24 protein-coding genes are annotated in these 26034 nt (G+C 72.8%); 8 read left to right on the plus strand and 16 right to left on the minus strand.

Annotated elements, in window-relative coordinates; genetic code table 11:
- Positions 1-79: 79 nt before the first annotated feature.
- The 5 genes from PV410_RS30825 to miaA form a co-directional block, all read right to left on the minus strand.
- Complete coding sequence (locus PV410_RS30825; protein ID WP_500329039.1) at positions 80-1564, minus strand: M1 family metallopeptidase; 1485 nt, start codon at positions 1562-1564, stop codon at positions 80-82.
- Between the two features lie 72 nt (positions 1565-1636).
- A complete protein-coding gene (locus PV410_RS30830; protein ID WP_500329040.1) occupies positions 1637-3769 on the minus strand; it encodes a RelA/SpoT family protein in 2133 nt (710 codons plus the stop codon).
- Positions 3770-3921: 152 nt separating this feature from the next.
- Entirely contained in the window at positions 3922-4800 is an 879-nt protein-coding gene (gene dapF / locus PV410_RS30835) for a diaminopimelate epimerase (RefSeq protein WP_499514411.1), read from the minus strand.
- A 16-nt stretch (positions 4801-4816) separates the two neighbouring features.
- Positions 4817-5293 carry a hypothetical protein gene (locus PV410_RS30840; RefSeq protein WP_500329041.1) on the minus strand — a complete coding sequence of 159 codons (477 nt, stop codon included), beginning with the start codon at positions 5291-5293 and terminating at the stop codon, positions 4817-4819.
- Between the two features lie 99 nt (positions 5294-5392).
- Positions 5393-6334 (minus strand): tRNA (adenosine(37)-N6)-dimethylallyltransferase MiaA, encoded by a 942-nt coding sequence (miaA, locus tag PV410_RS30845; protein ID WP_500329042.1) that lies wholly within the window; start codon positions 6332-6334, stop codon positions 5393-5395.
- 108 nt (positions 6335-6442) lie between these two features.
- Between miaA and PV410_RS30850 the strand changes: the two genes are divergently transcribed.
- The gene (locus tag PV410_RS30850; RefSeq protein WP_499514409.1) at positions 6443-6682 is read left to right on the plus strand and encodes an antitoxin; all 240 of its coding nucleotides are present in this window, start codon (positions 6443-6445) and stop codon (positions 6680-6682) included.
- Between the two features lie 31 nt (positions 6683-6713).
- On the opposite strand, the gene PV410_RS30855 is transcribed toward PV410_RS30850, so the two are convergent.
- The 4 genes from PV410_RS30855 to PV410_RS30870 all read right to left on the minus strand — a co-directional run bounded on the left by PV410_RS30855 (position 6714) and on the right by PV410_RS30870 (position 10299).
- Positions 6714-7409 carry a class III extradiol ring-cleavage dioxygenase family protein gene (locus PV410_RS30855; RefSeq protein WP_500329043.1) on the minus strand — a complete coding sequence of 232 codons (696 nt, stop codon included), beginning with the start codon at positions 7407-7409 and terminating at the stop codon, positions 6714-6716.
- Positions 7410-7434: 25 nt separating this feature from the next.
- Positions 7435-7764, minus strand: coding sequence for a hypothetical protein (locus PV410_RS30860; RefSeq protein WP_499514407.1), 330 nt, complete (start codon positions 7762-7764; stop codon positions 7435-7437).
- Between the two features lie 44 nt (positions 7765-7808).
- A complete protein-coding gene (gene miaB / locus PV410_RS30865) occupies positions 7809-9299 on the minus strand; it encodes a tRNA (N6-isopentenyl adenosine(37)-C2)-methylthiotransferase MiaB (protein ID WP_500329091.1) in 1491 nt (496 codons plus the stop codon).
- A 112-nt stretch (positions 9300-9411) separates the two neighbouring features.
- Complete coding sequence (locus PV410_RS30870; RefSeq protein WP_500329044.1) at positions 9412-10299, minus strand: MBL fold metallo-hydrolase; 888 nt, start codon at positions 10297-10299, stop codon at positions 9412-9414.
- A gap of 131 nt (positions 10300-10430) precedes the next feature.
- Between PV410_RS30870 and PV410_RS30875 the strand changes: the two genes are divergently transcribed.
- Together PV410_RS30875 and PV410_RS30880 are read left to right on the plus strand one after the other, a co-directional pair.
- Positions 10431-11414 carry a TAXI family TRAP transporter solute-binding subunit gene (locus PV410_RS30875; RefSeq protein ID WP_500329045.1) on the plus strand — a complete coding sequence of 328 codons (984 nt, stop codon included), beginning with the start codon at positions 10431-10433 and terminating at the stop codon, positions 11412-11414.
- Positions 11415-11535: 121 nt separating this feature from the next.
- The gene (locus tag PV410_RS30880; RefSeq protein ID WP_500329046.1) at positions 11536-13374 is read left to right on the plus strand and encodes a bifunctional serine/threonine-protein kinase/glutamate ABC transporter substrate-binding protein; all 1839 of its coding nucleotides are present in this window, start codon (positions 11536-11538) and stop codon (positions 13372-13374) included.
- A gap of 36 nt (positions 13375-13410) precedes the next feature.
- Here the strand turns inward: PV410_RS30880 and PV410_RS30885 are convergent, their stop codons facing one another.
- The 5 genes from PV410_RS30885 to PV410_RS30905 form a co-directional block, all read right to left on the minus strand.
- Positions 13411-15147, minus strand: a complete 1737-nt coding sequence (locus PV410_RS30885; protein WP_500329092.1) for an HAD-IA family hydrolase — start codon at positions 15145-15147, stop codon at positions 13411-13413.
- A 94-nt stretch (positions 15148-15241) separates the two neighbouring features.
- Entirely contained in the window at positions 15242-16333 is a 1092-nt protein-coding gene (locus tag PV410_RS30890; RefSeq protein WP_500329047.1) for an ABC transporter ATP-binding protein, read from the minus strand.
- 7 nt (positions 16334-16340) lie between these two features.
- Positions 16341-17177 (minus strand): ABC transporter permease, encoded by an 837-nt coding sequence (locus PV410_RS30895; RefSeq protein ID WP_500329048.1) that lies wholly within the window; start codon positions 17175-17177, stop codon positions 16341-16343.
- On the minus strand, positions 17165-18073 hold the full coding sequence (locus PV410_RS30900) for an ABC transporter permease (protein WP_500329049.1): 909 nt from the start codon (positions 18071-18073) through the stop codon (positions 17165-17167). Before PV410_RS30900 ends, PV410_RS30895 begins: the two co-directional genes overlap by 13 nt.
- Positions 18070-19230 carry an ABC transporter substrate-binding protein gene (locus tag PV410_RS30905; RefSeq protein ID WP_500329050.1) on the minus strand — a complete coding sequence of 387 codons (1161 nt, stop codon included), beginning with the start codon at positions 19228-19230 and terminating at the stop codon, positions 18070-18072. The genes PV410_RS30900 and PV410_RS30905 overlap by 4 nt, the downstream gene beginning before the upstream one ends.
- 277 nt (positions 19231-19507) lie before the next feature.
- On the opposite strand from PV410_RS30905, the gene PV410_RS30910 reads away from it, so the two are divergent.
- Complete coding sequence (locus PV410_RS30910; RefSeq protein ID WP_499514398.1) at positions 19508-20275, plus strand: GntR family transcriptional regulator; 768 nt, start codon at positions 19508-19510, stop codon at positions 20273-20275.
- On the opposite strand, the gene PV410_RS30915 is transcribed toward PV410_RS30910, so the two are convergent.
- Positions 20250-21638, minus strand: coding sequence for a sensor histidine kinase (locus tag PV410_RS30915; protein ID WP_500329051.1), 1389 nt, complete (start codon positions 21636-21638; stop codon positions 20250-20252). The two genes, PV410_RS30910 and PV410_RS30915, sit on opposite strands and share 26 nt — an antisense overlap.
- A gap of 14 nt (positions 21639-21652) precedes the next feature.
- Entirely contained in the window at positions 21653-22360 is a 708-nt protein-coding gene (locus PV410_RS30920) for a response regulator transcription factor (protein ID WP_500329052.1), read from the minus strand.
- Between the two features lie 290 nt (positions 22361-22650).
- Between PV410_RS30920 and PV410_RS30925 the strand changes: the two genes are divergently transcribed.
- The 4 genes from PV410_RS30925 to PV410_RS30940 all read left to right on the plus strand — a co-directional run bounded on the left by PV410_RS30925 (position 22651) and on the right by PV410_RS30940 (position 25991).
- The gene (locus PV410_RS30925; RefSeq protein WP_500329053.1) at positions 22651-23427 is read left to right on the plus strand and encodes an amino acid ABC transporter ATP-binding protein; all 777 of its coding nucleotides are present in this window, start codon (positions 22651-22653) and stop codon (positions 23425-23427) included.
- A gap of 39 nt (positions 23428-23466) precedes the next feature.
- The gene (locus tag PV410_RS30930) at positions 23467-24387 is read left to right on the plus strand and encodes a glutamate ABC transporter substrate-binding protein (protein WP_500329054.1); all 921 of its coding nucleotides are present in this window, start codon (positions 23467-23469) and stop codon (positions 24385-24387) included.
- A 111-nt stretch (positions 24388-24498) separates the two neighbouring features.
- Entirely contained in the window at positions 24499-25146 is a 648-nt protein-coding gene (locus PV410_RS30935) for an amino acid ABC transporter permease (RefSeq protein ID WP_500329055.1), read from the plus strand.
- Entirely contained in the window at positions 25143-25991 is an 849-nt protein-coding gene (locus PV410_RS30940; RefSeq protein WP_018561803.1) for an amino acid ABC transporter permease, read from the plus strand. The genes PV410_RS30935 and PV410_RS30940 overlap by 4 nt, the downstream gene beginning before the upstream one ends.
- Positions 25992-26034: the final 43 nt, after the last annotated feature.

Consider the following 26034-nt stretch of genomic DNA (forward strand, 5'->3'; position numbering starts at 1 on the left):
AACGGACCCGGAGGATTCCCCCGGCCCGGGCACGCCGCCGTCGCCGCACCTAGATGGTCGCACGGTCGTCGCCGCCGGGTCACGCGACTTTCCCCGCCTTGCGCCGGTGCGCGGGACCGTGCACCGGTTTGGCGGGCACGGAGCGCTTCCAGTCGGGGTGGCCCGGCATCGGGGGCGTGGTCGGGCCGTAGAGCCAGGCGCCCAGGAAGCCGCCCAGGTCGCGGCCGGCGACCTCGGAGGCGAGGGCGATGAAGTCCCGGGTGGAGGCGACCCCGTCGCGGTGGCGGGCGACCCAGGCCCGCTCCAGCCGCTGGAAGGCGTCGGCGCCCATCTCCTGGCGCAGCGCGTACAGCACGAGCGCTCCGCCGTAGTAGACGTTGCCGCGGAAGATGCCGAGCTTGCCGTCGGCGCCGGGCGGCTTGGGGGCGGCGGCCGGGCCGCCGTCGCGGCGCAGACGCGCGTCGGCGCCGTAGGCGGCCTTGGCCAGCTGCTCCAGGGTGAGCTCGTGGTAGTGCTCGGCGGCGTAGCGCCACTGGTACCAGGTGGCGTGCCCCTCGTTGAGCCACAGGTCGGACCAGGTCGCGGGCGAGACGCTGTCGCCGAACCACTGGTGGGCCAGTTCGTGCACCATCACCGGAGCCGCGTCGGCCTCCCGGGCCAGCAGCACCCGCCGCTCGAAGAGCGAGAGGGTCTGGGTCTCCAGCTCGAAGCCGGTGACGGTGTCGGCGCTGAGGATGCCGTACGTCTCGAAGGGGTACGGGCCGACCTGCTGCTCCATCCACGCGATCTGCCCGGCGGTCATCGCCAGGCGCTTCTCCAGCTTGGCCCGGTCGGGGTCGGCGGAGCCGACGACGTCGCGCAGCGGGAGGCCGCCGGGGCCGGTGCGGCGCAGCACCGCGGAGCGGCCGATGGAGACCTGGGCGAGCTCGGTGGCCATCACGTGGACGGTGCGGTAGTTCCAGGTCGTCACGGGGCCCTTGCGGACGGCCGTCTCGGGCAGGCCGCTGGCGACGACGGTGAGGTCGTTCGGCGCGGTGACGTGGAAGGCGAAGCGGGCCTTGTCCGAGGGGTGGTCGTTACAGGGGAAGACGGTGTGGGCGGCGGCTGCCTGGTTGGCCATGGCCAGGCCGTCCTTGGTGCGGATCCAGCCGGTGTCGCCCTTGACCGCGGGGTCGCTGGTGTGGACGACGGTCACCCGCAGGCGGTCGCCGCGCGGTACCGGGACGGCGGGGGTGACGACCAGTTCCTCGCGCCAGGTGCTGAACGCCGCCCGGCGGCCGTTGACCTGCACGGAACGGACGTCGCCGCGGAAGTCGAGGTGGAAGCGGTCGAGGGTGTCCGTGGCGAGCGCGTCGACCCGGGTCACCGCGTCCAGGGGCCGGTCGTTGCCGCGGTAGGTGAACGAGATGTCGTAGTCGTAGACGTCGTACCCGGGGTTGCCGAGTTCGGGGTAGAGCCGGTCACCGAGCCCCGCGGGCGTCGCGTCGCCGGGCAGTCCGGCCGCGGTGAGCGCCACCACGGCCGCCGCGGTGACGGTGGCACGGCGCGCAAAGGATCCGATCATGGGATACCGGTATCAGCGCACCGTGCCCGCCCGACGGCGGCACGTCAGCACCCCACCCGATCGGGTACTCCCCTACGGCTGCGCGGCGGCCACGGCCTCTTGGGCGCGGTACACGTCGTACACACCGGGGACGGCGCGCATGGCGCGCATGAGGGCGGGCAGCGCTTCCGGGTCGGGCAGTTCGACGGTGTAGGTGTGGCGTACGCGGTGCTCCTGCGGCGGCTCCACGGCCGCGTAGACGATGGCGACGCCCTGGGTGGCGATCACCTCGGTGAGGTCGGCGAGCAGCCGGGGCCGGCCGAGCGCCTCGGCGTAGAGGGTGGCCCGATGGCCGGTGACGGGGGCGTCGGAGCGCCAGTGGACGGCGACCCTGGCGCGGCCCGAGGCGGCCATGCGCGCGGCGACGGGACACTCGCTGCGGTGCACGGCGACGGTGCCGCCGCGGATGGGGAAGCCGGTGATCCCGTCGGGCGGCACGGGCGTGCAGCAGCGGGCCATGCGGACAGCGGTCCCGGGCGGGTCGGTGTCCGCGAGCGGTTCGGCGGCCCTGCGGGCGGCCGTCGCGGCGGCGCGGACGGCGGGGGCGGCCGGCTCCTCCTCGGCGGTGGCCGCCGGGTGGGCCTCCAGCCAGCGGGCGATGGCGATCCGGGCGGCCGGGGTGCGGGCGTGCTCCAGCCACTCGGGCGACGGCCCGTACCCGTCCCCGTCCCCGTCGGTGGCCTCGGCCATCAGGAGCTGGACGGTGTCGCCGTCCCGCAGGACCGTGCCGAGCGGCGCGAGCCGCCCATTGACGCGCACGCCGACGCAGGAGTGGGCGCCCTCACCGTGCAGTGCGTACGCGGCGTCGGTACAGGTGGCGCCGTCGGGCAGGCCCACGGTGCCGCCGTCGGCGGAGAAGACGGTGATCTCGCGGTCCTGGGCGAGCTCGTCGCGCAGGGTGCTCCAGAAGAAGTCCGGGTCGGGGGCCTCGCGCTGCCACTCCAGCAACCGGGCCAACCAGCCGGGGCGCGTGGGGTCGACGCGCTCGCCCTCGTCGGAGTCCGCCGCCTCGGCGGTGGCGTACGGGTTGCCGAGCGCGATGACCCCGGCCTCGGCGGTGTGGTGCATCTGCCGTGTGCGGATGAGGACTTCGGCGATGCGGCCCTCGCCGTCGCGGATGGCGGTGTGCAGCGACTGGTACAGATTGAACTTGGGCGCCGCGATGAAGTCCTTGAACTCCGCGATCACGGGGGTGAAGCAGGTGTGCAGTTCACCGAGGACGGCGTAGCAGTCGGCGTCCTCGGCGACCTGGATCAGCACCCGCCCGAAGTCGCTGCCGCCGGGCTGCGCGCCGCCGCGCTTGAGCCGCACCCGGTGCACGGACACCACGTGCCGGGGCCGTACCTCGACCTCGGAGCTGATGCCGGCCTCGCGGAGCACCTTGCGGACGTCCTCGGCGACGGCGCCCAGCGGATCGGGCAGGGCGGCGTGCTCCAGGATGAGTTCGGTGGTGCGGAGGTAGTCCTCGGGGTGGAGGATGGCGAAGACCAGGTCCTCCAGTTCGGTCTTCAGCGCCTGGACGCCGAGGCGTTCGGCGAGCGGGATCAGCACGTCCCGGGTGACCTTCGCGATGCGGGCCTGTTTCTCGGGGCGCATGACGCCGAGGGTGCGCATGTTGTGCAGCCGGTCGGCGAGCTTGATGGACATGACGCGGACGTCGTTGCCGGTGGCGACGAGCATCTTGCGGAAGGTCTCGGGCTCGGCGGCGGCGCCGTAGTCCACCTTCTCCAGCTTGGTGACGCCGTCGACGAGGAAGCGGACCTCCTCGCCGAACTCCTCCCGCACCTGATCGAGCGTCACATCGGTGTCCTCGACGGTGTCGTGGAGCAGCGACGCGGTCAACGTCGTGGTCTCCGCCCCGAGTTCGGCGAGGATCAGGGTCACGGCGAGCGGGTGCGTGATGTACGGCTCCCCGCTCTTGCGCATCTGGCCGCGGTGCGAGGACTCGGCGAGCACGTACGCCGTGTGCAGGATGGCGAGGTCCGCGCCGGGATGTCGGGCGCGGTGCACCTTGGCGATGTGCTCGATGGACTCCGGCAGCCGGCCGGCGCGGCCGCCGGGGCCCAGCAGAGCGGCGCGCCCCAGCCGGCGCAGGTCCGCGGCCCGGGGGATGCGCCTGCGTCCTGCGGCGCCCGGGGCGGTCTCCACTGCGTTGTCCGGTCTCATGCGGCACCTCCGGCAGCGTCACCCACCGGCGGGATGGCTTCCGTGCCGGTGCTTGATGCTACCGAGCCCATCACGTGCCGCTGCCACGCTCTCGCCCAGCGTGATCGGCATCACCCGTTCGAGCGAATACCGGGCCCTCGGAGCGGGTATCCTCAGCCGCCGTCGCCGAGCCAGGCCGGATCGATGACGCCCTCGGCGACGATCACGGCGGGACCGGTCATCTCGACGGTGCCGTCGGGACGTTCGGTGATCACCAGGGTGCCGCCCGGCAGGTCGACGCGGTACGTCTCGGGACGGCCGGTGACGGCCGGGTCGCGGCCGTCGCGCCGGGCCGCGGCGACCATGACGGCGCAGGCCCCGGTGCCGCAGGAACGGGTCTCGCCGGAGCCGCGCTCGTGGACCCGCATGGCGACGTGGCGCTCCCCCCGGTCGACGACGAACTCCACGTTCACACCGTCCGGGTAGGCCGCCGCAGGCGTGTGGGCCGGGGGGTCCAGCAGCTTGCCGGCGTCGGCGAGGTCGTCGACGAAGGCGACGGCGTGCGGGTTGCCCATGTTCACGTTGCGGGCGGGCCAGCTGCGCTCGCCGACCGCCACCTCGACCTCGCCGGCGGGGAGCGCGGCGCGGCCCATGTCGACGGTGATGTCGCCGTCCTTGTCGATGTGCACCCGGCGCACGCCGGCGCGGGTCGCCACGGCGACGTCCCCGGCACCGGTGAGACCGGCGCGCCGGAGGTAGTGGGCGAAGACCCGCACGCCGTTGCCGCACATCTCCGCAATGCTGCCGTCACTGTTGCGGTAGTCCATGAACCACTCGGCCTCGGCGGCCATGGCCGCGGCCTCCGGGTGCTTCGCCGACCGCACGACCCGCAGCACCCCGTCGCCGCCGATCCCGGCGCGGCGGTCGCACAGGCGCGCGACGGTCCCCGCGGTCAGGTCGAGGGCCCCGTCGGGGTCGGGGATGATCACGAAGTCGTTCTCCGTGCCGTGCCCCTTGAGGAAGGGCAGGCCCTGCGGTGCTGCGCTGGTCATGCGCCGAGTCTACGGGTCAGCGCAGACGGGCGACCCGCCAGAAGGCGAGCAGCGTCAGCACCACCGTGATCGCCGCGTACAGCGCCACGAAGCGCCAGTCCGGGCGGCGGCCGGAGCCGCGGGCCGGCAGCCCCGGCCAGGTGTAGCCGACCCGCCGGGCGGCCATGATCCCCCAGCCCGCGGCGCAGCAGCCCAGCAGGAGGCCGAGCATCGCGACGACGGCACCGCCGTCGCCGGTCTCGAAGGCCAGCGGGAAGGCGAACATGAGCGAGCCGAGCACGCCGAGGGCGACGATCGGGGCGAGCTGCCACGCGCGCAGGCGCCGCTCGGGACGCAGCTCGCGGAAGGACTGCTCCTCCTCCGCGAGGGTCTGCCCGTCCAGTGGGTCCTCCAGGGGGCCGTCCACCACGAGCCGGTCGCGCGGCTCGAGCTCCTCGCCAGAGGTGCGCTCGGTGTGTTCCGGCTGCGGTCCGTTGCGAGGGCCGGCTTCCATCGCCACGCGCCCTCCCAAGAAGTCCGACACCGTAGCTCCGATGCTCGATGATGGCACGCTCGAAGAGGCGTCAAGTGCCGCTGGGGCGTCCCGATGCCATCACGTGATCAGGCTGTGACCGCCCGACCGGGCGGGGCCGAGCAGGGCGAGCGCCTGGCCGACCAGTTCCTGTCCACGGCCCGCCAGCCAGTGCACCCGGCCGTCCCGGCGGAACCACGAGTCCTGCCGGCGCGCGAAGCGTTTGGTGGCGCGGACGGTCTCGGCGCGCGCCTCCGCGTCCGTGCACTCCCCGGCCAGCGCGGCCAGCACCTGCTGGTAGCCGAGCGCCCGGGAGGCCGTGCGCCCCTCGCGCAGGCCGGCCGTCTCCAGGGCGGCCACCTCGCCGACCAGTCCGGCCTCCCACATGCGGTCGACCCGCAGCGTGATGCGTTCGTCGAGCTCCGGGCGGGGGACGTCGACGCCGATCTGGACGGTGTCGTACACGGAGTCGTGCCCGGGCAGGTTCGCGGTGAAGGGGCGGCCGGTGATCTCCACGACCTCCAGCGCGCGGACGATCCGCCGGCCGTTGCTGGGCAGGATCGCGCGGGCCGCCTCCGGGTCCACGGCGGCCAGGCGGGCGTGCAGCGGGCCGGAGCCGAGCGTGTCGAGCTCGGCCTCCAGCCGGGCGCGCACCTGCGGGTCGGTGCCGGGGAACTCCAGGGCGTCGATGGCGGCGCGCACGTAGAGCCCCGAGCCGCCGACGAGCACGGGGGTGCGACCGGCGGCCAGCAGCCGGTCGATCTCGGCGCGGGCGAGGCGCTGGTACTCGGCGACGCTGGCGGCCTGGGTGACGTCCCACATGTCGAGCAGGTGGTGCGGCACGCCCTGCCGCTCGTCCTCGGTGAGCTTGGCGGTGCCGATGTCCATGCCGCGGTAGAGCTGCATGGAATCCGCGTTGACCACCTCGCCGTCGAGGGCCTGCGCAAGGGCGACTCCGAGGTCGGACTTGCCGACCGCGGTGGGGCCGACGACGGCGATCACGTGGGGGACGTCGATTCTCACGTGCACAGTTTCGCAAATTCCGGCGGCGCGGATTCACCGGTGGACGGGTAAGATCTTTACGGGAAAGGGGTCATTTCCGGCAAAGGCATCCACGGGAGACGGTGACGCATGAGCTTCAAGGACACGCTGAAGGCCAAGGCCGAGCACGCCAAGGCCAGGGCCGGCGCGAAGGCCGGCGACTTCATGGAGCACCACGGCGAGTCGATCGGCTCCCGCCTGGACAAGGTCGCGCGCACGGTCGACGAGAAGACCAAGCACAAGTACAGCGGGAAGATCCACAAGGGCGTGGACAAGACGAAGGACGCCATGGAGCACCTCAAGGAGGGCGGCTCCAAGGGCACGCCCTGAGGACGGTCCCGGACCCCGGGGACCGGCCGGTCTACGACCAGGCCGCCACGAAGTAGCCGACGCCGTAGGGCGCCTGGTCGTACAGCAGTTGGCCACCGAGCCCGGCGCCGTCCGCGGCGCCGGCCAGGACCTGCCACGGGGCGCGGCCTGCCGCCCCCAGGTCGGTGGCGAGCCGTGCGTCCAGGGCCGCCAGCGCCCCGGTGTCGGCGGCACCGAGGGCGCGCGCCACGGACGCGTCGAAGGGCTCGGCCCGCTCGTCGAGGTAGCCGGGAGCCTTGAGCGTGCGGGACGTGGTGCCGTCGCCCATGACCAGCAGCGTCACCCGGTCGGCCAGCCCCGCCAGTCCCTGTCCCAGCTCCAGCATCCTGGCCGCCGGCGCGTGCGCGGGCACGGCGCAGGCGTGCAGGGGCGCCGCGGAGCCCGCCTGCGTCAGGAGCCAGGCCGCGAGCGTCAGCGACGGGGCCAGGGGCTCGGGGTCGCTGCCGTCGCCGAGCCGCACCGTCAGGTTGACGCCGTACGGGCGCAGCGAGCCCGTACCGCCGCCTTCCCAGACGTGCGCGGAGTCCGCGGCACCCACCACGACCAGCAGATCGGCACGCGCGGCGGCCAGCACGGCCAACGCGTCGGCGCAGGCGGCGCGCAGCGGGTCCAGTTCCGGCGCCGCGCCCGACGCGACGTCGGGCACGAGCAGCGGCGGACAGGGGCAGACGGCGGCGGCGACCAGCATGATCGGAACCCTACCGTCCGCCGTCTCAGAAGCCCTCGGGCACGCGGTCCCAGGGCTCGGCCGTGGCGGCGACCTTCGGGTCCTTGCTGTCGCGGACCAGCTCGGCGACCGTGAAACGGCAGATGTAGGTCGTGGTCACACCCTCGTTGACCTGGACGAACCCCTCCCCCGAGCGGTACAGCCAGCTGCGCCGCACGCTGAACGGCTTGCTGGGCCGGTAGGCCAGCGCCGCCTCCTCCAGCTTGCCCAGCGCCTCCTCGCGCGTGCCCTCGGCGTGGCCGAGGAGCTCGAACTCCCAGCGCCTGGCGTCGCCGCTGCCCACGGTCTCCTCGGCGAAGAGCCCCCAACGAGCCATCCGTGTCCCCCCTCGTCTCCGCGGTCCTCGCGGACCCCGCTCCGTCAGTCGCAGCCGCAGCCCGGCGCGGCGACCGCCGCTGCGGGAACGGGCGCGCCGATCGTCGGCAGGCCCAGCATGACACCCGCGGGCTTGGCCGCCGCGGCCGAGGTACGCCGCTCCCAGGCGTCGCCCGCCGCAGTGCGGCGGACGCCGAAGGCCGGGCTCTCGGCGAGCAGGTGGTGCGGCGCGGCGTAGGTGATCTCCGCCATGACCATGTCCCCGGGGCGGACCGGCTCGGCGGGCGGCGCGAAGTGCACCAGGCGGTTGTCGGGGGCGCGGCCGGACAGGCGGTGCGTGGCGTCGTCCTTGCGGCCCTCGCCCTCGGCGACCAGCACCTCCAGGACGCGGCCGACCTGCTTCTTGTTCTCGGCCCAGGAGATCTCCTCCTGCAGCGCGACCAGCCGCTCGTAGCGCTCCTGGACGACCGCCTTCGGCACCTGCCCCTCCATCTCGGCGGCGGGCGTGCCCGGGCGCTTGGAGTACTGGAAGGTGAAGGCCTGCGCGAAGCGCGCCTCGCGGACGACGTGCAGCGTCTGCTCGAAGTCCTCCTCGGTCTCGCCGGGGAAGCCCACGATGATGTCGGTGGAGATGGCGGCGTCCGGCATGGCCGCGCGCACCTTCTCGATGATGCCGAGGTAGCGGTCCTGCCGGTACGAGCGGCGCATCGCGCGCAGCACGGCGTCGGAGCCGGACTGCAGCGGCATGTGCAGCTGGTGCATCACGTTCGGGGTCTCGGCCATGGCCGCGATCACGTCGTCGGTGAAGTCGCGCGGGTGGGGCGAGGTGAAGCGGACCCGCTCCAGGCCGTCGATCTTCCCGCAGGCGCGCAGCAGCTTGCTGAAGGCCTCGCGGTCGCCGATGTCGGAGCCGTAGGCGTTGACGTTCTGGCCGAGCAGGGTGACCTCGGTGACGCCCTCGGCGACCAGCGCCTCGACCTCGGCGAGGATGTCGCCGGGGCGGCGGTCCTTCTCCTTGCCGCGCAGCGCGGGGACGATGCAGAACGTGCAGGTGTTGTTGCAGCCGACCGAGATCGACACCCACGCCGCGTAGGCCGACTCGCGCCGCGTCGGCAGCGTGGACGGGAAGGTCTCCAGCGACTCGGCGATCTCGACCTGCGCCTCTTCCGCGATCCTGGCGCGCTCCAGCAGCACGGGGAGGCTGCCGATGTTGTGGGTGCCGAAGACGACGTCGACCCAGGGGGCCTTCTTGACGATCGTGTCCCGGTCCTTCTGCGCCAGGCAGCCGCCGACGGCGATCTGCATGCCCGGCCGGGCGGCCTTCTGCGGCGCCAGGCGGCCGAGGTTGCCGTACAGGCGGTTGTCGGCGTTCTCCCGGACCGCGCAGGTGTTGAAGACGACGACATCTGCGGACACCGTGCCGTCCTCGTCCTTGGGCGCGCGGACGTAGCCGGCCGCCTCCAGGAGGCCTGCCAGCCGCTCGGAGTCGTGGACGTTCATCTGGCACCCGTAGGTGCGGATCTCGTAGCTCTTCACATCCTGCTCTTCACGCTGCACCCATCCAGGGTAAGGGCGCGCCGCGCGCGCTCGTGCCCGCGCCCGCCCCCGCGCGGACGGCGCCGGGCGGCACCGGGCGGCGCCCGCCGCATCAGGTGCCGGGTGGCTCGGCGAGGAGGCGGTGGCCGCCCGCCCCCGGGACGACGCTTCCCGCGGTGGGGGGCGGGAAGTGGGTGCCGAGCAGCAGGGTGTCCGTACCCGCGTACGCGCTGAGCAGCGCGCGGCGGGTGCGCACGGCCAGGGCCGCGTCGGAGTCGGCGGTGCTGGTGATCGCGGGGTCGGCGATCTGCACGGGGTGGTGGAAGCTGTCGCCGGTGACCAGCGCGGACCGCCCGGCACCGTGCAGCTCCACCGCGACCTGCCCCGGGGTGTGCCCGGGCACCGCCAGGAGACGGATGCCGGGGGCGGCCTCCACGGGGGCGTCGGCGACGTCGGCCAGGTCGAGCAGTCCGGCGTCGCGGACCGGCAGCACCGAGTCGCGGAAGACCTGCCGGTGGTCGTCGTCCAGGTCCGTGCCCGCCCAGTGGTCCCATTCGGCACGGGAGACCAGGTAACGGGCGCGGGGGAAGGCGGGCACCCAGGTGCCGCCGTCGTCACGGGTGTTCCAGCCGACGTGGTCGGTGTGCAGGTGGGTGAGGATCACCAGGTCCACGGCGTGCGGCGGGAAGCCCGCCTCCGCCAGCCGCCGCGGGTAGTCGGTGGCGAGCCGGTGCCACGCGGGGTCGGACCGGGTCTTGCCGTTGCCGATCCCGGTGTCCACCAGGACGCGCAGGCCGCCGGCCACCACGGCGAAGGTGTGGGTGGCCAGCCGGAGCGTGCCGTCGGGGGCGGCGAAGTCCGGCCGCAGCCACGGCGCCGCCGCCACCACCTGCGGGGTCGCGGCGGGCAGCAGCCGCCGTCCGGTCGCCGCGGGCAGCGTGGTCTCGTCGACGCGGTGCACGACGAGGTCGCCCACCGTCCAGCTCACGTTGCGTCCCATGGCGGGGCCTCCCTTCGGGCGGGGTGCGCCCTGGGACGAGTGTTCCCCGCGGGGCGGGCCGTCACCTGCGGTGACCGGACGCGGCCGGAGGCACTGGCCAGCGCGGCGCCGGGCCTGGCACTATCGCGGGGATGGAGTTCCCCCGTATCGGCAGACGCAGGGCAGTGCAGGCCGTGCTGGCGGTGGCGGCGGCGGTCGCGCTGCTGCTGTGGTGGGTGCTGCCCTCCGACGGGCCGTCGTACCCGAAGGACCGGGTCGACTTCGCCACCGGTGTGCGCAACGGCGTGTACGACACGTACGGCAAGCGGCTCCAGCCCTACCTGCACACCGACCTGCCCGGGGTGCCGGTGCGCCTGGTGCGGTCCGAGGGGTCCGTGGACAACGTCCGGCGGGTGGCGACCGGCAAGGCCCACTTCGCGATCGCCGCGGCCGACGCCGTCGCCGACTACGACGGCCCGGGCGCGGGGCGGCTGCGTGCCTGCGCCCGGCTGTACGACGACTACATGCAGCTCGTGGTGCCCGCCGACTCGCCCGTGAGGTCGGCGAAGGACCTGCGCGGACTGCGGGTGGGGATCGGCCAGCCCAGCTCCGGGGTGAGCCTGATAGCCCAGCGGCTGCTCGAGGCGGCGGACCTCGGGGAGCCCGGGGACGTGCGGCGCCGGACGGTCGGCATCGACCGGGCGCCAGAGATGCTGCGCCAGGGGAAGCTGGACGCGTTCTTCTGGTCGGGCGGACTGCCGACCAAGACCATCGCGAACCTGGCGGAGACCACCAACGTGAAGCTGGTGCAACTCGGCGACCTGGTGGCCCGGCTGCACGCCGAGAGCGACGAGTCGGCCTACTACCGGCAGGCCGTCATGCCGGCGGACGCGTACCCCATGGTCCAGGGAGGCCGCGCGGTGCAGACGATCGCCGTGGCCAACCTGCTGATCACCACGGACCGGACGGACACCGGGCTGGTGGAGCGCCTCACCCGCACGGTGATCGACAGCCGTGACCGGATCGGTCAGGAGGTGCACGCCGCGCAGCTGATGGACCTGCGGACGGCGGTCTTCACCGACCCGCTGAGGCTGCACGCCGGCGCCGAGCGCTACTACCAGTCCGTGAAGCCCTGAGCCCTGGACCGGTACGGACCATTGCGCCCGACATGTGATCGTCCACCACCCCGGGGACGATGTTCATCACCGTCAGAGCCCCCTAACCTGTAGCGGACCACGTACCGATGGGGGAACACGCATGAGTACTGGGGGGATGCCGCACACCCTCGTCGACGGCCGCTACGAACTGCGCCGGCAGTTGGGGCGCGGCGGCATGGGCGTGGTGTGGGAGGCCTACGACAACCGGCTCGGCCGTCAGGTCGCCGTCAAGGAGCTGCTGTTCCGGGGCGCGCTGGACCCGGAGACGCAGGCACAGTGGGTGGAGCGGGCGCGCCGGGAGGCGCAGGCCATCGCCCGGATCGGGCACGAGCACGTGGTCGCCGTGCACGACGTGATCGAGGCCGACGGCCAGGTCTGGATCGTCATGGAGCAGGTCAACCCGCACTCCTTGGCGGACCAGTTGCGCGAGCAGGGCCGGATCCCGGCGCTGCAGGCGGCGCGGATCGGCCTGGAGGTGCTGCGCGGACTGCGCGCGGTGCACGCGGCCGGGGTGCTGCACCGGGACGTGAAGCCGCACAACATCCTGTTCCGACGGGACGGGCGGGCGGTGCTCATGGACTTCGGGATCGCCACCTTCGAGGGCGCGGCCCAGGTGACGCGGGTCCACGAGACCGTCGGCACCCCGCAGTACCTGGCACCGGAGCTGGCCAACCGGCTGCCGCCCACGCCCGCCTCCGACCTGTGGTCGCTGGGCGTCACCCTCTACGAGATGGTCGAGGGCCGGGCCCCCTTCCGCGGCCCGACGCCGTACGAGGTGCTGGAGGCCGTCCGCACGGCCGAGGTGCCGCCGACGGCGCACGCGGGGCCGCTGCGCCCGCTGATCGACGGGCTGCTGGTCAAGGAGCCGGGGGCGCGGCTGTCGGCGGAGCGCACCGAGCAGTTGCTGCAGCACGTGGCCCAGGAGACCCCGCAGTTCCCGGTCGGCGTCTACCCGGACTACGACCCGGACGCCACGCGGACGGACGGGTCCGGCGGCACCGCACAGCAGGTTCCCGACTCCGTGGCCCCGTCGCAGGATCCGCGGCCCCCGCGACCGCGCCCCTCCCGGCGACGCTGGTACGCGCTGGCGGCGGGCGGGGTCGCCCTCGCGGTCCTGGCCGCGGGCGGGTGGTTCGCCGTCGACCGGCTGGGGGACGACGGCCCCGACCTCTCCTCCTCGCCGACCTACCGGACGGCGCGCGACCGCGGCTACCTCGTGGTCGGCGTCAAGAAGGACCAGCCGGGCCTCAGCGAGGCCTCCAGCACCGCCAAGGACGGGTACGAGGGGTTCGACATCGACCTCGCGAGGGCCATCGCCAGGCATCTGGGCTTCGACAAGGTGCAGTTCACGGTCGTGGACACCCAGTCGCGCGAGTACTTCCTGCGCGCCGGGTACGTCGACTTCATAGTGGCGAGCTACTCCATCACGGAGGAACGCAAGAAGTCCGTCGACTTCGCGGGCCCCTACTACCAGGCCGGCCAGGACTTCCTCGTCCGCGAGGACGCCCCCGTCCACAGCGTGCAGGACCTCTTCGGCCGTCACGTCTGCACCGTCACCGACTCGACGCCGGCCGAGCGGCTCCGCAAGGAGTACCCGCAGATACGGACCGAGCAGCAGACCTCGTACGGGCTGTGCGTCGGCCAGCTGCTGGCGGGGAAGGTCGACGCCGTCTCCACCGACGACATCATCCTGGCCGGATACCGCGCGCAGCACACCGGGCAACTGCGGCTGCTGGGCGTCCCCTTCGGGACCGAGGAGTACGGCGTGGGGCTGGCCCAGAACGAGCCCGAACTGAAGCACGCCATATGCGACGCCATCAAGGACGAGATCTCCTCCGGGGCGTGGCGCGCCTCGTACGTCAAGCACCTCAAGCCGCTGGCCTCACAGGAGGTGGCGGACCAGCGGCCGCGGCTGGACGAGATGAGCGAGTGCGACTGAGGCCCGCGCGACCGGCCGGTCGCGCGGGCCCGCCCGTTACGACAGGGCGAACGTGGTGACCACGGCGGCGTGGTCGGAGGGCCAGGCGTTGCCTGCCACGTCCGGTTCGGGGCGGGGCTCCCCGGTGACCAGGGTGGTGGAGTCCAGTACCCGCAGGCCCCGCCCGGCGTACAGGACGTAGTCGATCCGGTCCTGCGGCTCGGGCTCGGGGGTGACGGGTGACCAGGTGGTGCCGGGCTCGCGCACGGGGTCCGGGTGGGCCTCGCGGTAGGAGTCGCGCAGTCCGGCGGCCTCGGCGGCGAGGGTGACCGGCCAGGGCACGGGTCCGTACCCGCCGTGCAGGGGCGCCGCCTCGGCGGTCCAGTCCAGGTGGGAGGGGACGTTGAAGTCGCCGACGAGGACGACCGGGGTGGTGTCGCGGGCGGCGAGGTCGCCGGCCATGTCGTGCAGGATGTCCCGGATCTGGTCCACGCGTCCCGAGGCCGCCTCGTGCTCGACGAGCACCTCGACCGGCTGCCGGTCGTGGAGGGCGTCGTAGGGGCCGTACGGGGTGTAGTTCAGGTGCGCGCTCCACAAGGTGACGTCGTGGCCCTCGTCGAGCCGGACGGTGGCACCGAGGCCACCGTAGAACGGGCTCGCGGGCAGGCCGTGGCGGGAGACGATCGGGTAGCGGCTGATGACGCCGAGGTTGTCGCCCGCCTGGTGGTGGTCCCAGCCCAGCGCCTCGGCCAGTTCCTTGGCGGAGTGCGTCCGCGTCTCCTGCAGGCCGACGACGTCCACGTCGGCTTCCAGCAGCACGCGCAGCTGCTTGTCCCGGTGGTCGTCGACGCGGGTGCCGCCGAGCCACAGGTTCCAGCTCATGACGCGCAGCTCGCGCACGACGGTTTCACCCGCCGCGACGACCGGCACACGCACGGTGACGGTGGTGGAGCGGCCGTCGGCGTCCGTGGCGGTGACGGCGACCTCCGCGTCGCCGGGTGCGTCGGGGGTGCCGGTGATGGTGCCGTCGGCGGAGACCCGCGCCCAGTCGGGGCCCGCGGTCCCGGCGTAGGTGACGGGGGCGCCGCGCAGGAGCCCGGCGACCGTGGCGCGGAATGGCTCGCCGACGCGGGCGCGCCGGCTGGTGAAGGCGGGCACGAGGAAGGACGGGGGCCGCGCGACCAGGGCCCGCAGCACAGAGACGTCGGCCCGTTCCAGGCTGCCGAGCACCGCGCGTCCGGCGCCGGGGGCGATGGGCGCCAGGGAGGGCACGGCCAGCACGCGGCAGCCGGCGGCCTCGGCGGAGGCCACACCGGTCGGGGTGTCCTCGACGGCCACGCACGCGCCGGGGTCCACGCCGAGGGCGTGGGCGGCGGCGAGGTAGGGGTCGGGGGCGGGCTTGGTGCGGGGGGTGTCGTCGGCGGTCAGGGAGACCGCGAAGCGCTCGCGGCCCAGCACCGCCAGCACGATGTCCACGACCTCGCGCGGGGACGCCGAGACCAGGGCGATGGGGATCTCGTGCCGGGCGAGTTCGTCCAGCAGCTCCAGCGCGCCGGGGCGGGGCACCGTGCGGGCACGGACCCGCTCGGCGAACTCCCGGTGCAGGAGGGCGGCCAGTTCGTCGGCACCGGCCGCCGTCCCGGTCGTGGTGGCCAGGTGGGCGGCGGTGTGCTCGACGGCGCGGCCGAGGACCTCGGCCACGTCCGCGTCGCCGAGCACGTGCCCCAGCCCGGCGGCCACCTCGGCGACCGCCTCCCACCACAGCTCCTCGGTGTCGACGAGCGTGCCGTCCATGTCGAACAGGACGGCCTGGAGCGGGTGGTGCGGTGGGTGGGTCACGGGGCTCTCTTTCCTCGGGGGTGTGGGGGGATGGGAGGTGCGATCGGGGTCAGGCGGTGCGCGCGGTGACCAGGACGGGCCGGTCGGGCAGGGAGACGGTGACGGTCGCCCCCGGCGGGAGGGCGGCGGCGTCGGAGCCGGCCACGTCGGCCTTGACGGAGGCGCCGTCGGCCAGTTGCACGGTCACCCGGGTGACGGCGCCGAGGAAGGCGGTCGCCACGACGCGCGCGTCGCCGGCGGGGTCGGCGGTCAGGCGCACCGCCTCGGGACGGACGAGAACGTCCACTTCGGTGCCCGCGGGCACGTCGCCCTGGGCGGGGAGCCGCCGGCCGAGGACCTCGACGGTGCCGCCGTCGGTCAGCCGGCCCGGCAGGCGGCTGTTGGTGCCCACGAACTCGGCGACGAAGGCGGTGGCGGGGCGGTCGTACAGCTCGGCGGGGGCGGCGCACTGCTCCATCCGCCCGGCGTTCATGACGGCGACGCGGTCCGCCATGGACAGCGCCTCCTCCTGGTCGTGCGTCACGAACAACGTGGTGATGCCGAGTTCGAGCTGGAGACGGCGGATCTCCTCGCGCAGGTTGGTGCGCACCTTGGCGTCCAGCGCGCTCAGCGGCTCGTCCAGGAGCAGGACGCGCGGCCGCAGCGCCAGGGCGCGGGCGAGGGCCACGCGCTGCTGCTGACCGCCGGAGAGCTGGTGGGGGTAGCGGTCCCCGTGGTCCGGCAGGCCGACGAGTTCCAGCAGCTCCGCCGCGCGGGCGCGCCGTTCGGCGGTGCCGACCTTGCGCATGCGCAGCCCGAACGCGACGTTGTCGGCGGCGCTCAGGTGCGGGAAGAGGCTGTAGGACTGGAAGACCATGCCCGCGTCGCGGCGGTGCGCGGGGATCTTGGTGATGTCCTTGCCGTCGACCAGCACCTGACCGGAGTCGGGGTGCTCGAATCCGGCGAGCATCCGCAGCGCGGTGGTCTTCCCGCAGCCGGACGGGCCGAGCAGGGCGAGGAGTTCTCCGGGCCGGACGGTCAGGTCCAGTCCGTCGAGGGCGACGGTGGGCCCGAAGGCGCGGCGCAGCGCCCGGAACTCGACGGTGGCGCCGCCGGGCACGGTCGGCGCGGCGTCGGCCGGGGCGGGGACGGTGTCGGTCATGTCTCGGTCACTTCCGGGAGGCGGTACGTGAGGTCGGGCGGCGTCCGCCGACGGCGGCCAGGATGAGCAGCAGCACCCAGGTGACCAGCAGGCTGAGCACCGAGACGGCCACGGACAGCTGGGCCTGCGAGCCGCTGACCGTGACGATCCACACCGCGAAGGGCTGGAAGCCCAGCAGCTGGGCGACGGTGAACTCGCCGAGCACCAGGGCGAGGGTGAGGAAGGAGGCGTTGAGCAGCGCCCCGCGCAGGTTGGGCAGCACGACCCGGACCAGCGCGCGCGGCCAGTCGGCGCCGCAGGAGCGGGCCGCCTCGACCAGGGTGCGGACGTCCACCGCCCGCAGTCCGGCGTCCAGGGCCCGGTACACGAAGGGCAGCGCCATCACGACGTACGTGAGCACCAGGACGACCGGGAAGGACGGGTTCTGGATGGCCACGAAGGTCTGGAAGAGCGGCGTGGTGGCCAGGTGCTCGGGGCCCCAGCGCAGCACGTTGCTCACCCCGGCGACCAGCGCGATCGGCGGCACGACCAGCGGCAGCGAACAGACGACCTCGACCACCGGGCGCAGCCTGGGCGCGGACAGCCGCAGCGCGACCATGGCCGGCACCATCAGCAGCAGGACGACGGCGATGGTGGCGGCCCCGAGCTCCAGGGAGAGCAGCAGGCTGGAGGTGAAGCCCTCGGCGCCCAGGATCTGCCCGTACGCGTCGAAGGTGATGCCCTGGCCGGGGACGTCCACGGTGAAGATCACCGAGGCGGCCAGCGGCACCAGGAAGTAGAGGCCGGCACCGGCGAGGACGATGCCGCGCCAGGGCCGGATCCGGGTGCTCGTCAGACCAGCCATCGCGCGCTCCGTCGTTGCAGGGGCAGGTAGACCGCCATGACCAGGCCGGCGACGACGACCATGTCCAGGCTGAGGGCGAGGGCGACGTTCTCCTGCCCGACCAGGACGTTGCCGGAGATGGCGTCGGCGATCTGCAGGGTGATCAGCGGCACGGAGCTGCCGACCATCGCCGCGGCGGTGGCGTAGGCGGCGAAGGCGCTTCCGAAGAGCAGGACCAGGCCGCCGAGGAGCGAGGGGGCCAGCACGGGCAGGGCGACGTACCGCCAGTACTGCCCGTTGGTGGCGCCGTTGTTCTGGGCCGCCTCGCGCCACTGGACGCGCAGCCCCTCCAGCGCAGGGGTCACGGTGAGCACCATGAGCGGGATGAGGAAGTAGAGGTAGACGATGACCAGGCCCCAGAAGCTGTAGAGGCTCCAGCCGTGGTCGGCGAGACCCAGGTGGCGGGTGAGGACGCCGGCGTTGCCCAGGGTCGCCACGAAGGCGAAGGCCAGCGGCACCCCGCCGAAGTTGGCGAGCACGCCGGAGGCCGTCAGCACGGCTTCACGCAGCGCGCGGAAGCGCGAGGTCACCACGGCCTGGGCGAGCAGCAGACCGAACACCGCGCCGATGGCGGCGGAGAGCCCGCACAGCTTCACGCTGCCCCACAGGGCGGTCAGGTAGGCGCCCTGCAGGGAGGTGGTCAGGTTGGCCGTGGTGTACGAGGTGGCCCCGGTCGCGGGGTCCTTGACGGTGAAGGCGCCGTTGAGCATGGCGACCGCGGGGGCCCCGAAACCGATCGCCACGAAGACGAGCAGCGGGACCACCGCGAGCCAGCCGGCCGAGCGCCGCCGCGCCGGGGCGGTGGCCCCGGCAGCGGCGGCGACGGGCGCCGCGGTGGCGGTCATCGGGTCGGTCATCCGGAGACAGCCTTGCCCCAGCCCTGGGCCAGCACTTCCTTGGCCTTGTTCTGCTGGGCGTCGGTCGGGAAGGACGGGGTGCCGCTGACCGCGGGGAGCTTGCCGGCGGCGGTCTTGTCGAGGGTGCCGGCCGTGTCCATCGCGGGCATCAGGACGGGGCGGGCGAAGCCGGCGAGCCACAGGTTCTGGCCCTCGGCGCTGTACAGGTACTCCTGCCACAGGCGGGCGGCCGCCGGGTGCGGGGCGTCCTTGTTGATCGCCTGCGCGTAGTACTGGGCGTACTCGCCGTCGCTCGGGACGGAGACCTTCCAGTCCACGCCCTTGCTGGCGAACTCCTCGGCGTAGCCGGCGTTGAGGTAGTCCCAGTCGATGCTGATCGGGGTCTCACCCTTCTCGACGGTGGCCGGGGTGGACTCGACGGGGTTGTAGTTGCCGTTCTTCTTCAGCTTGCCGAAGAAGTCGATGCCGGGCTGGATGTCGTCGAAGGAGCCGCCGTTGGCCAGCGCCGCCGCGTAGACGCCGCCGAAGGCCGAGCCCGACTTGGTCGGGTTGCCGTTGAGGGCGACCTGGCCCTTGTACTCGGGCTTGAGGAGGTCGGCGAAGGTGGTCGGGCAGTTCTTGACGCGCTTGGCGTCGCAGCCGATGGAGACGTAGCCGCCGTAGTCGTTGTACCAGCGGGCCTGGGCGTCCTTCTGGGCGGCCGGGATGTCGTCGTAGGAGGCGACCTTGTAGGGGGCGAACAGGCCCTGCTGGGCGCCGCTGATCGCGAAGGACGCGCCGAGGTCGAGGACGTCGGGGGCGCGGTCCTGGCCCTTGCGGGAGGTGACGGCGTTGATCTCGTCCTGGCTGGCGGCGTCCGGGGTCTCGTTCTGGATCTTGATGCCGTACTTCTTGGTGAAGCCGTCGATCAGCGCGCCGTAGTTCGCCCAGTCGCGGGGCAGGGCGATCGCGTTGAGCGTGCCCTCCTTCTTGGCGGCGGCGACCAGGGCGTCCATGCCGCCGAACTCCTCGGCGGAGGTCGCGGTGGCCGCGCTCTTGCCGTTCTTGCCGTCGGCGGCGGTCTGGGTGGTGGGGGCCGAGCCGCAGGCGCTGAGCGCCAGCGCGGTCACGGCGAGGCCGGCGGCGAGTACGGCCGCCTTCGGAAGGGACGCGGGCACGGAAGTCTCCTGGAGGGGAAGTCGGGTCCTGAGGGCCAGGGAGGTCGGGGCGGTTCAACTTGTCCGAACAAGTTGGCCTTCAGTAGGCCGTGCGTCAATGGCCTTTCCGTAAACGGCGGGAAAACCTCGGCAAGCCTGCAGAGGGCAGTCGTCCCGTTTCAGCCAAGGACCCCGGGAGCGGCCCCGGACGCCGGGAACCCCTGCGCGCGATCGGCGCGCGGCTCGTCTACGCTGAGCGATGTTGTGCGCAGACGGTGAATGAACGGAAGGGGGCGCGGTGGCGGCGCGGCACGAGGAGATCGCCGAGGAGCTCCGGCGGGCCATCGACGACGAGGAGTACACCGTCGGTGCCCTGCTCCCCCCGGAGACCGAACTGGCCGCCCGGTACGGCGTCTCCCGCGGCACGGTGCGCCAAGCCGTGGCCGCGCTGACCGCGGAGGGGCTGATCGGCTCCCGTCAGGGCGCCCGCCGCGTCGTGCTGGCCAGCCGGCGCAGCCAGAGCTTCGCGGAGCTGCGCAGCTTCGCCCAGTGGGCGCGGGCCATGGGGCGCGCCGCCTCGGGCACCGTGGTCCGCACCGAGACCCGTCCGGCCACCGCGGAGGACGCCACGCGCCTGCACCTGCGCACGGGCGCGGACGTGCTGTACGTGCTGCGGGTGCGCGGACTGGACGGTGAGCACGTCCTGGTGGAGCGCACGGTCTACGCCGACTGGATCGCCCCCGCGGTGCTGCGCATAGAGCCGGACTGCGAGTCGGTCACCCAGCGGCTGTACGACGACACGGGCCTGGTCTTCGCCTACGGGGAGCACCTGATCGACGCGGTCGCGGCCGGCACCCGGGACAGCGAACTGCTGGGCGTGCGGCGCGGGAGCCCGCTGCTGCGGGTGCGCCGGGTCACCACCACGCAGAAGGGCCGCCCGGTGGAGTGGTCGGACGACCGCTACCGCTCGGACGCCGTCAACTTCAGCATCCACAACTCGATCGGCTCCAACCCGCTGGCCCGCCAGGCCGGCCCCGGACTCAGGGAGCCGTACGCGGCACCGTGAGGGTCACCACCAGTCCGTGCGGCTCGTTCGGCGCATACGCGATGCTGCCGCCGCCCTGCGCCAGCAGCACCCGTGCGATGGACAGGCCGAGGCCCGAGCCTTCGACGTTCTGGTGACGCGGGCTGCGCCAGAAACGGTCGCCGATGCGGGCGAGTTCGTCCTCGGTGAGGCCCGGCCCGCCGTCGGCGACGGTCACGTCGATCGCGCCGGGGCGGCCGCGCAGTTCGGTGGTGACCCGCACGCGTTCACCGTCCGGGGTGAACTTCACGGCGTTGTCGATCACGGCGTCGAGGGCGCTGGACAGCGCCACCGGGTCGGCCCAGCCGGTCACGGCGGCGGCGCCCCCGTAGGAGAGCTCCACGCCGTCGCGCTCGGCGACCGGCCGCCACGCCTCCACGCGTTCCGCGGCGAGGGCGGCGATGTCGGTGAGGGCGAGGTTGGCCTCCGCGTGCTCGGCGGTGGCCAGGCCCAGCAGGTCGTCCAGGACCGAGGCGAGGCGCTTGCCCTCCTCCCGGACCGAGGCGATCTCCTCGTGCCCGTCGGGCAGTTCCAGGCCCAGCAGCTCGATCCGCAGCAGCAGCGCGGACAGCGGGTTGCGCAACTGGTGGGAGGCGTCGGCGACGAAGGCCCGCTGCTGGTCGAGGACCTCCTCGACGTTGTCGGCCATCTCGTTGAACGAGCGTGCCAGGCGCCGCAGTTCCGGCGGCCCCCCGGACACCGCCACGCGGGACTTCATCCGGCCGGTGGCGATGTCGTGGGTGACCCGGTCCAGCACCCGGACCGGGCGCAGCACCCAGCCGGTGAGCCGGAAGGCCGCCATGACGGCCACGATCATGGCGGCCAGTTCACCGGCCGCGAGCAGCAGCCAGCCGCGCAGGATGCGCGAGCGCATGGCACCGGTCGGCGAGTCGGTGAGCACCACCGCGACGACGTCGCCGTCCCGGACGACCGGGGAGGCGACCGGCAGCGAGCGGCGCTGCCAGGGCCAGATCTGCGTGGGGTCGTGGCTGCGCCGCCCGGCCAGGGCCTCGCTGTACGCGGTGAAGGCCTCGCCGCCGGTGGGCAGCTTCCAGCCGGCCGGGGCCGAGGAGATCGGCTTGCCGTCACGGTCGAAGACGCCGGCCCTGATGCGGTACACCTCCTGGTACTGCAGCAGTTCGGCCCGCAGCGTACTCTCCCGCTCGCCGCCGCCGTCGGTGCTGACGTACTGCGCGAGCGCGGCGAAGCGCGCGGTGTCGTCGATGCGGTCCACGACGACCCGCTGCTGCTGGGCGGCGGCCAGGCTGGCGGCGAGCGGGAAGCCGAGGGCCAGCAGCACACCGGCCATCAGCACGATGAGCAGCGGCAGCAGCCGGGCATGCACGGGAGGACGGCCTCCTAGCCGGCGGGCACGACGAGGCGGTAGCCGACCCCGCGCACGGTCTCGATCAGGGAGGGCAGACGCAGCTTGGAGCGCAGGGACGCCACGTGCACCTCAAGGGTGCGTCCGGTCCCCTCCCAACTCGTCCGCCACACCTCGCTGATGATCTGCTCGCGGCGGAAGACCACACCGGGCCGCTGCGCGAGCATCGCGAGCAGGTCGAACTCCTTGCGGGTGAGCGCGACCGGCTCGTCGTCGACGGTGACCTTGCGGGTGGCCAGCTCCACGCGGACCGGGCCCAGCCCGATGACGTCGGGAGCCTCCGCGCCCTCCGCCTCGGGCCCGGCGGGCGCCTCCTGCGCCTTGCGGCGGCAGACGGCGTGGATGCGGGCGAGCAGCTCACCGGTGTCGTACGGCTTCACCACGTAGTCGTCGGCGCCGAGGTTGAGGCCGTGGATGCGGGACCGCACGTCGGCCCTCGCGGTCACCATGATCACGGGGATGGCGGTGCGCAGCCGGATGCGGCTGCACACCTCGAACCCGTCCTGGTCGGGCAGGCCGAGGTCGAGCAGGACCACGTCGAAGCCGGGCCCGTGGTCGGGCAGCAGCGCGTGCAGCGCCTCCTCGCCGCTGCGGGCGTGGGTGACCTGCAGCCCGTGCTTGGCCAGCACGGCCGACAGCGCGGCGGCGACCCGGTGGTCGTCCTCCACGAGCAGCAGTCTCATCCGTTCACCTCCCGCGGTCCGGCCCTTCACGCCCCCGCAATCATGCTCTACCACCGAATACACGCCGATGGGCCACGTGCGCGTCAAGCGCAGCCCGCTCCCGCGGGGCGACTGTTACGGAGCCGGTACGCTGCACAACCGGCCGGGCTCACCCACAGTGCCGGATTTGTGCCAGCCAGTGACCGGATCGTGATGCTCAAGTTCCCCTCAGATGTGCTGACTCGGTTCGCCGAGCGTCAATAGGGTGATCGCCAAGGTCTGGTCAACCGACGAGGATGGAGCACACGCCGATGACCGAAGTGCCGGTGACCGAGGACGCCGTTCCGGCGCCCGACGACCTGGTCGTACTGAAGGACGTGAACAAGCACTTCGGCGCGCTGCACGTGCTCCAGGACATCAACCTCAGCATCGGCCGCGGCGAGGTCGTGGTCGTGATCGGCCCCTCGGGGTCGGGCAAGTCGACGCTGTGCCGGGCCGTCAACCGCCTGGAGACGATCGATTCGGGCGCGATCACGATCGACGGGAAGCCGCTGCCCCAGGAGGGCAGGGAGCTGGCCCGGCTGCGCGCCGACGTCGGCATGGTCTTCCAGTCGTTCAACCTCTTCGCGCACAAGACGGTCCTGGAGAACGTCACGCTCGGCCAGGTCAAGGTGCGCAGGACCGCCAAGAAGGCCGCCGAGGAGCGGGCCCGTGCCCTGCTGGACCGGGTGGGCGTGGGCAGCCAGGCGGACAAGTACCCGGCACAGCTCTCCGGGGGCCAGCAGCAGCGCGTGGCGATCGCCCGGGCGCTGGCGATGGAGCCGAAGGTCATGCTCTTCGACGAGCCGACCTCGGCGCTCGACCCGGAGATGATCAACGAGGTGCTGGAGGTCATGCAGCAGCTCGCACGCGACGGGATGACGATGGTAGTCGTCACCCACGAGATGGGCTTCGCCCGGTCCGCCGCCAACCGCGTCGTCTTCATGGCGGACGGGCGGATCGTCGAGCAGGCGACGCCCGACCAGTTCTTCAGCAATCCCCGGAGCGACCGGGCCAAGGACTTCCTTTCGAAGATCCTTCACCACTGAGAGCGACACCGACGGTTCGCCGACCTAAGGATGATCACCATGAGGTTCCGTACCACTGCCGCCGCCGCTCTGGCCGTCCTGGCGCTGACCGCCACCGCCACCGCGTGCGGCAAGGAGGGCTCGCCCTCCTCCTCGAGCACCCCCGGCAAGGGCTCCAGCAGCGCGGCCGCCGCCGAACTGCCCACCTACACCGTCAAGACCGGTGTGGACCTGGCCGGCTCCAAGACCTGGGACCGGATCAAGAAGAACGGCAAGCTCGTCATCGGCGTCAAGGCCGACCAGCCGAACCTGGGTTACCAGGACCCCGGCAGCAAGAAGTACTCCGGCTTCGACATCGAGATCGCCAAGATGATCGCCGCCGACCTCGGCTTCGACGAGAGCAAGATCGAGTACAAGACGATCCAGTCGGCCAACCGCGAGACCGCCCTCTCCGGCGGCCAGGTCGACTACTACGTCGGCACGTACACCATCAACGACGAGCGCAAGAAGTCCGTCTCCTTCGCCGGCCCGTACTTCGTCGCGGGCCAGGACCTGCTGGTCAAGAAGGGCAGCGGCATCAAGAGCACGAGCGACCTCAAGGGCAAGAAGGTCTGCTCCGCGACCGGCTCGACCTCCATCCAGCGCATCAAGGAGGGCAACTACGGCGCCGAGCCCGTCGAGTACGACTCCTACTCGCTGTGCGTGCAGAACCTGGCCTCGGGCCAGGTCGACGCGGTGACCACCGACGACGCCATCCTCAAGGGCTACGCGGCCCAGGACCCGGCCAACCTCGAGGTCGTCGGCAAGCCGTTCTCCGAGGAGGCCTACGGCGTGGGCCTGCTCAAGGACGACAAGGTCCTGCAGGAGGCGATCACCAACGCGCTGAAGAACCACGAGGACAACGGCGACTGGAAGAAGGCGTACGACGCCACGCTCGGCAAGTCCGGCGTGAGCGCCGAGATCCCGCAGCTCCAGTCCTGAAGCGGGCGGGACCCGGCCTGACCCGGGTCCCGTCCCCCCTCCCCGGCACAGCCCGAGCCTGATGCGCCGGCGGCCAGGAGCGGCCGTCGGCGCACCCCCTTCGGAGAATCGATGAACGTACTGCTGGACAACTTCGCGCTCTTCCGCGAGGGGTTCCTCGGCACGGTCGAGCTGACCGCGCTCAGCGGGGCGATCGCCCTGGTGCTCGGGGTGATCATGGCCGCCTTCCGGGTGTCCCCGGTGCCGCCCCTGCGCGCCTTCGGCGCGGCGTGGGTGACCCTGCTGCGCAACACCCCGCTGACCCTGCTCTTCTTCATCGCGGTGCTGGTGCTGCCCCGGCTGGGGCTGAACACCTGGAGCTACTTCCGGCTCGCGGTGCTCGCCCTGAGCTGCTACACCTCGGCTTTCATCTGCGAGGCCGTGCGCTCGGGCATCAACACCGTCCCGCTCGGGCAGGCCGAGGCCGCCCGCAGCCTCGGGATGACCTTCACCCAGACCCTGCGGCTGATCATCCTGCCGCAGGCCACCCGGACCGTGCTGCCGCCCATCGGCAGCCTGCTGATCGCGCTCACCAAGAACTCCGCGATCGCCGGTGCCTTCAGCGTCACCGAGCTGTTCAGCGTGCAGAAGGCGCTCGGTGAGAAGGGCTACAGCGTCTTCGCGACCTTCATCTGGGTGGCGATCGCCTACCTGGTCCTCACCCTCCTCATCAGCGCGGTCTTCCGACTGCTCGAGAACCGGCTGGCGGTGGCCCGATGAGCACGAACGTCCTCTTCGACGCCCCCGGCCCCCGGGCCAGGATCCGCAACCGGGTCGTCGGCGCGGTCGCCGCCCTGGCGATCCTCGCCCTGCTGTGGTTCGTCTACCGGCGGCTCGACGAGTCGGGGCAGTTCGCCTCGTACCTCTGGGAGCCCTTCCAGTACACCGACATCCAGCAGCGCCTTGTCGACGGTCTGGTCTCCACGCTGAAGGCCTTCGCGCTCGCCGCGGTCTTCTCGCTGGTGCTGGGCGCGGCGCTGGCGGCCGGCCGGCTGTCGGACCACGCCCCGGTGCGGTGGGTGGCGACCGTCGTCGTGGAGTTCTTCCGCGCGATGCCGCTGCTCATCATGATCTTCGCGCTGTACGTGGGCCTCTTTACCGCCGCCCCGCTGTGGGCGCTGGTGATCGGCCTCACCCTCTACAACGGCTCGGTGCAGGCCGAGATCTTCCGGGCCGGCATCAACGCCGTACCCAAGGGGCAGCGCGAGGCCGCGTACGCGATCGGCCTGCGCAAGACGCAGGTCATGGTCTTCGTACTGATCCCGCAGGCGGTCCGGGCCATGCTGCCGTCGATCATCAGCCAGCTGGTGGTCACCCTGAAGGACACCTCACTCGGGTACATCATCACGTACGAGGAGCTGCTCTACATCGGCAACCTCATCGCGAAGAACAGCGCGGGCTTCCCCTTCATCCCGATGATCATCATCGTGGCGCCGATCTACATCCTGATGTGCCTGGCGCTCAGCTCGCTGGCCAACTGGATCGAGCGTCGCGGCCGCCGCAGCCGCAAGGGCGCGCCGCCGAAGTCCGGTGACATCAAGGCGGTGGAGGCCGCCGCGGAGTGACGGTGCGCCAGGCGCACCACCGCGCGACAGGTGTGGTCACTTG

This window comes from Streptomyces sp. PA03-5A, from assembly GCF_033792725.1.
Taxonomy (GTDB): domain Bacteria; phylum Actinomycetota; class Actinomycetes; order Streptomycetales; family Streptomycetaceae; genus Actinacidiphila.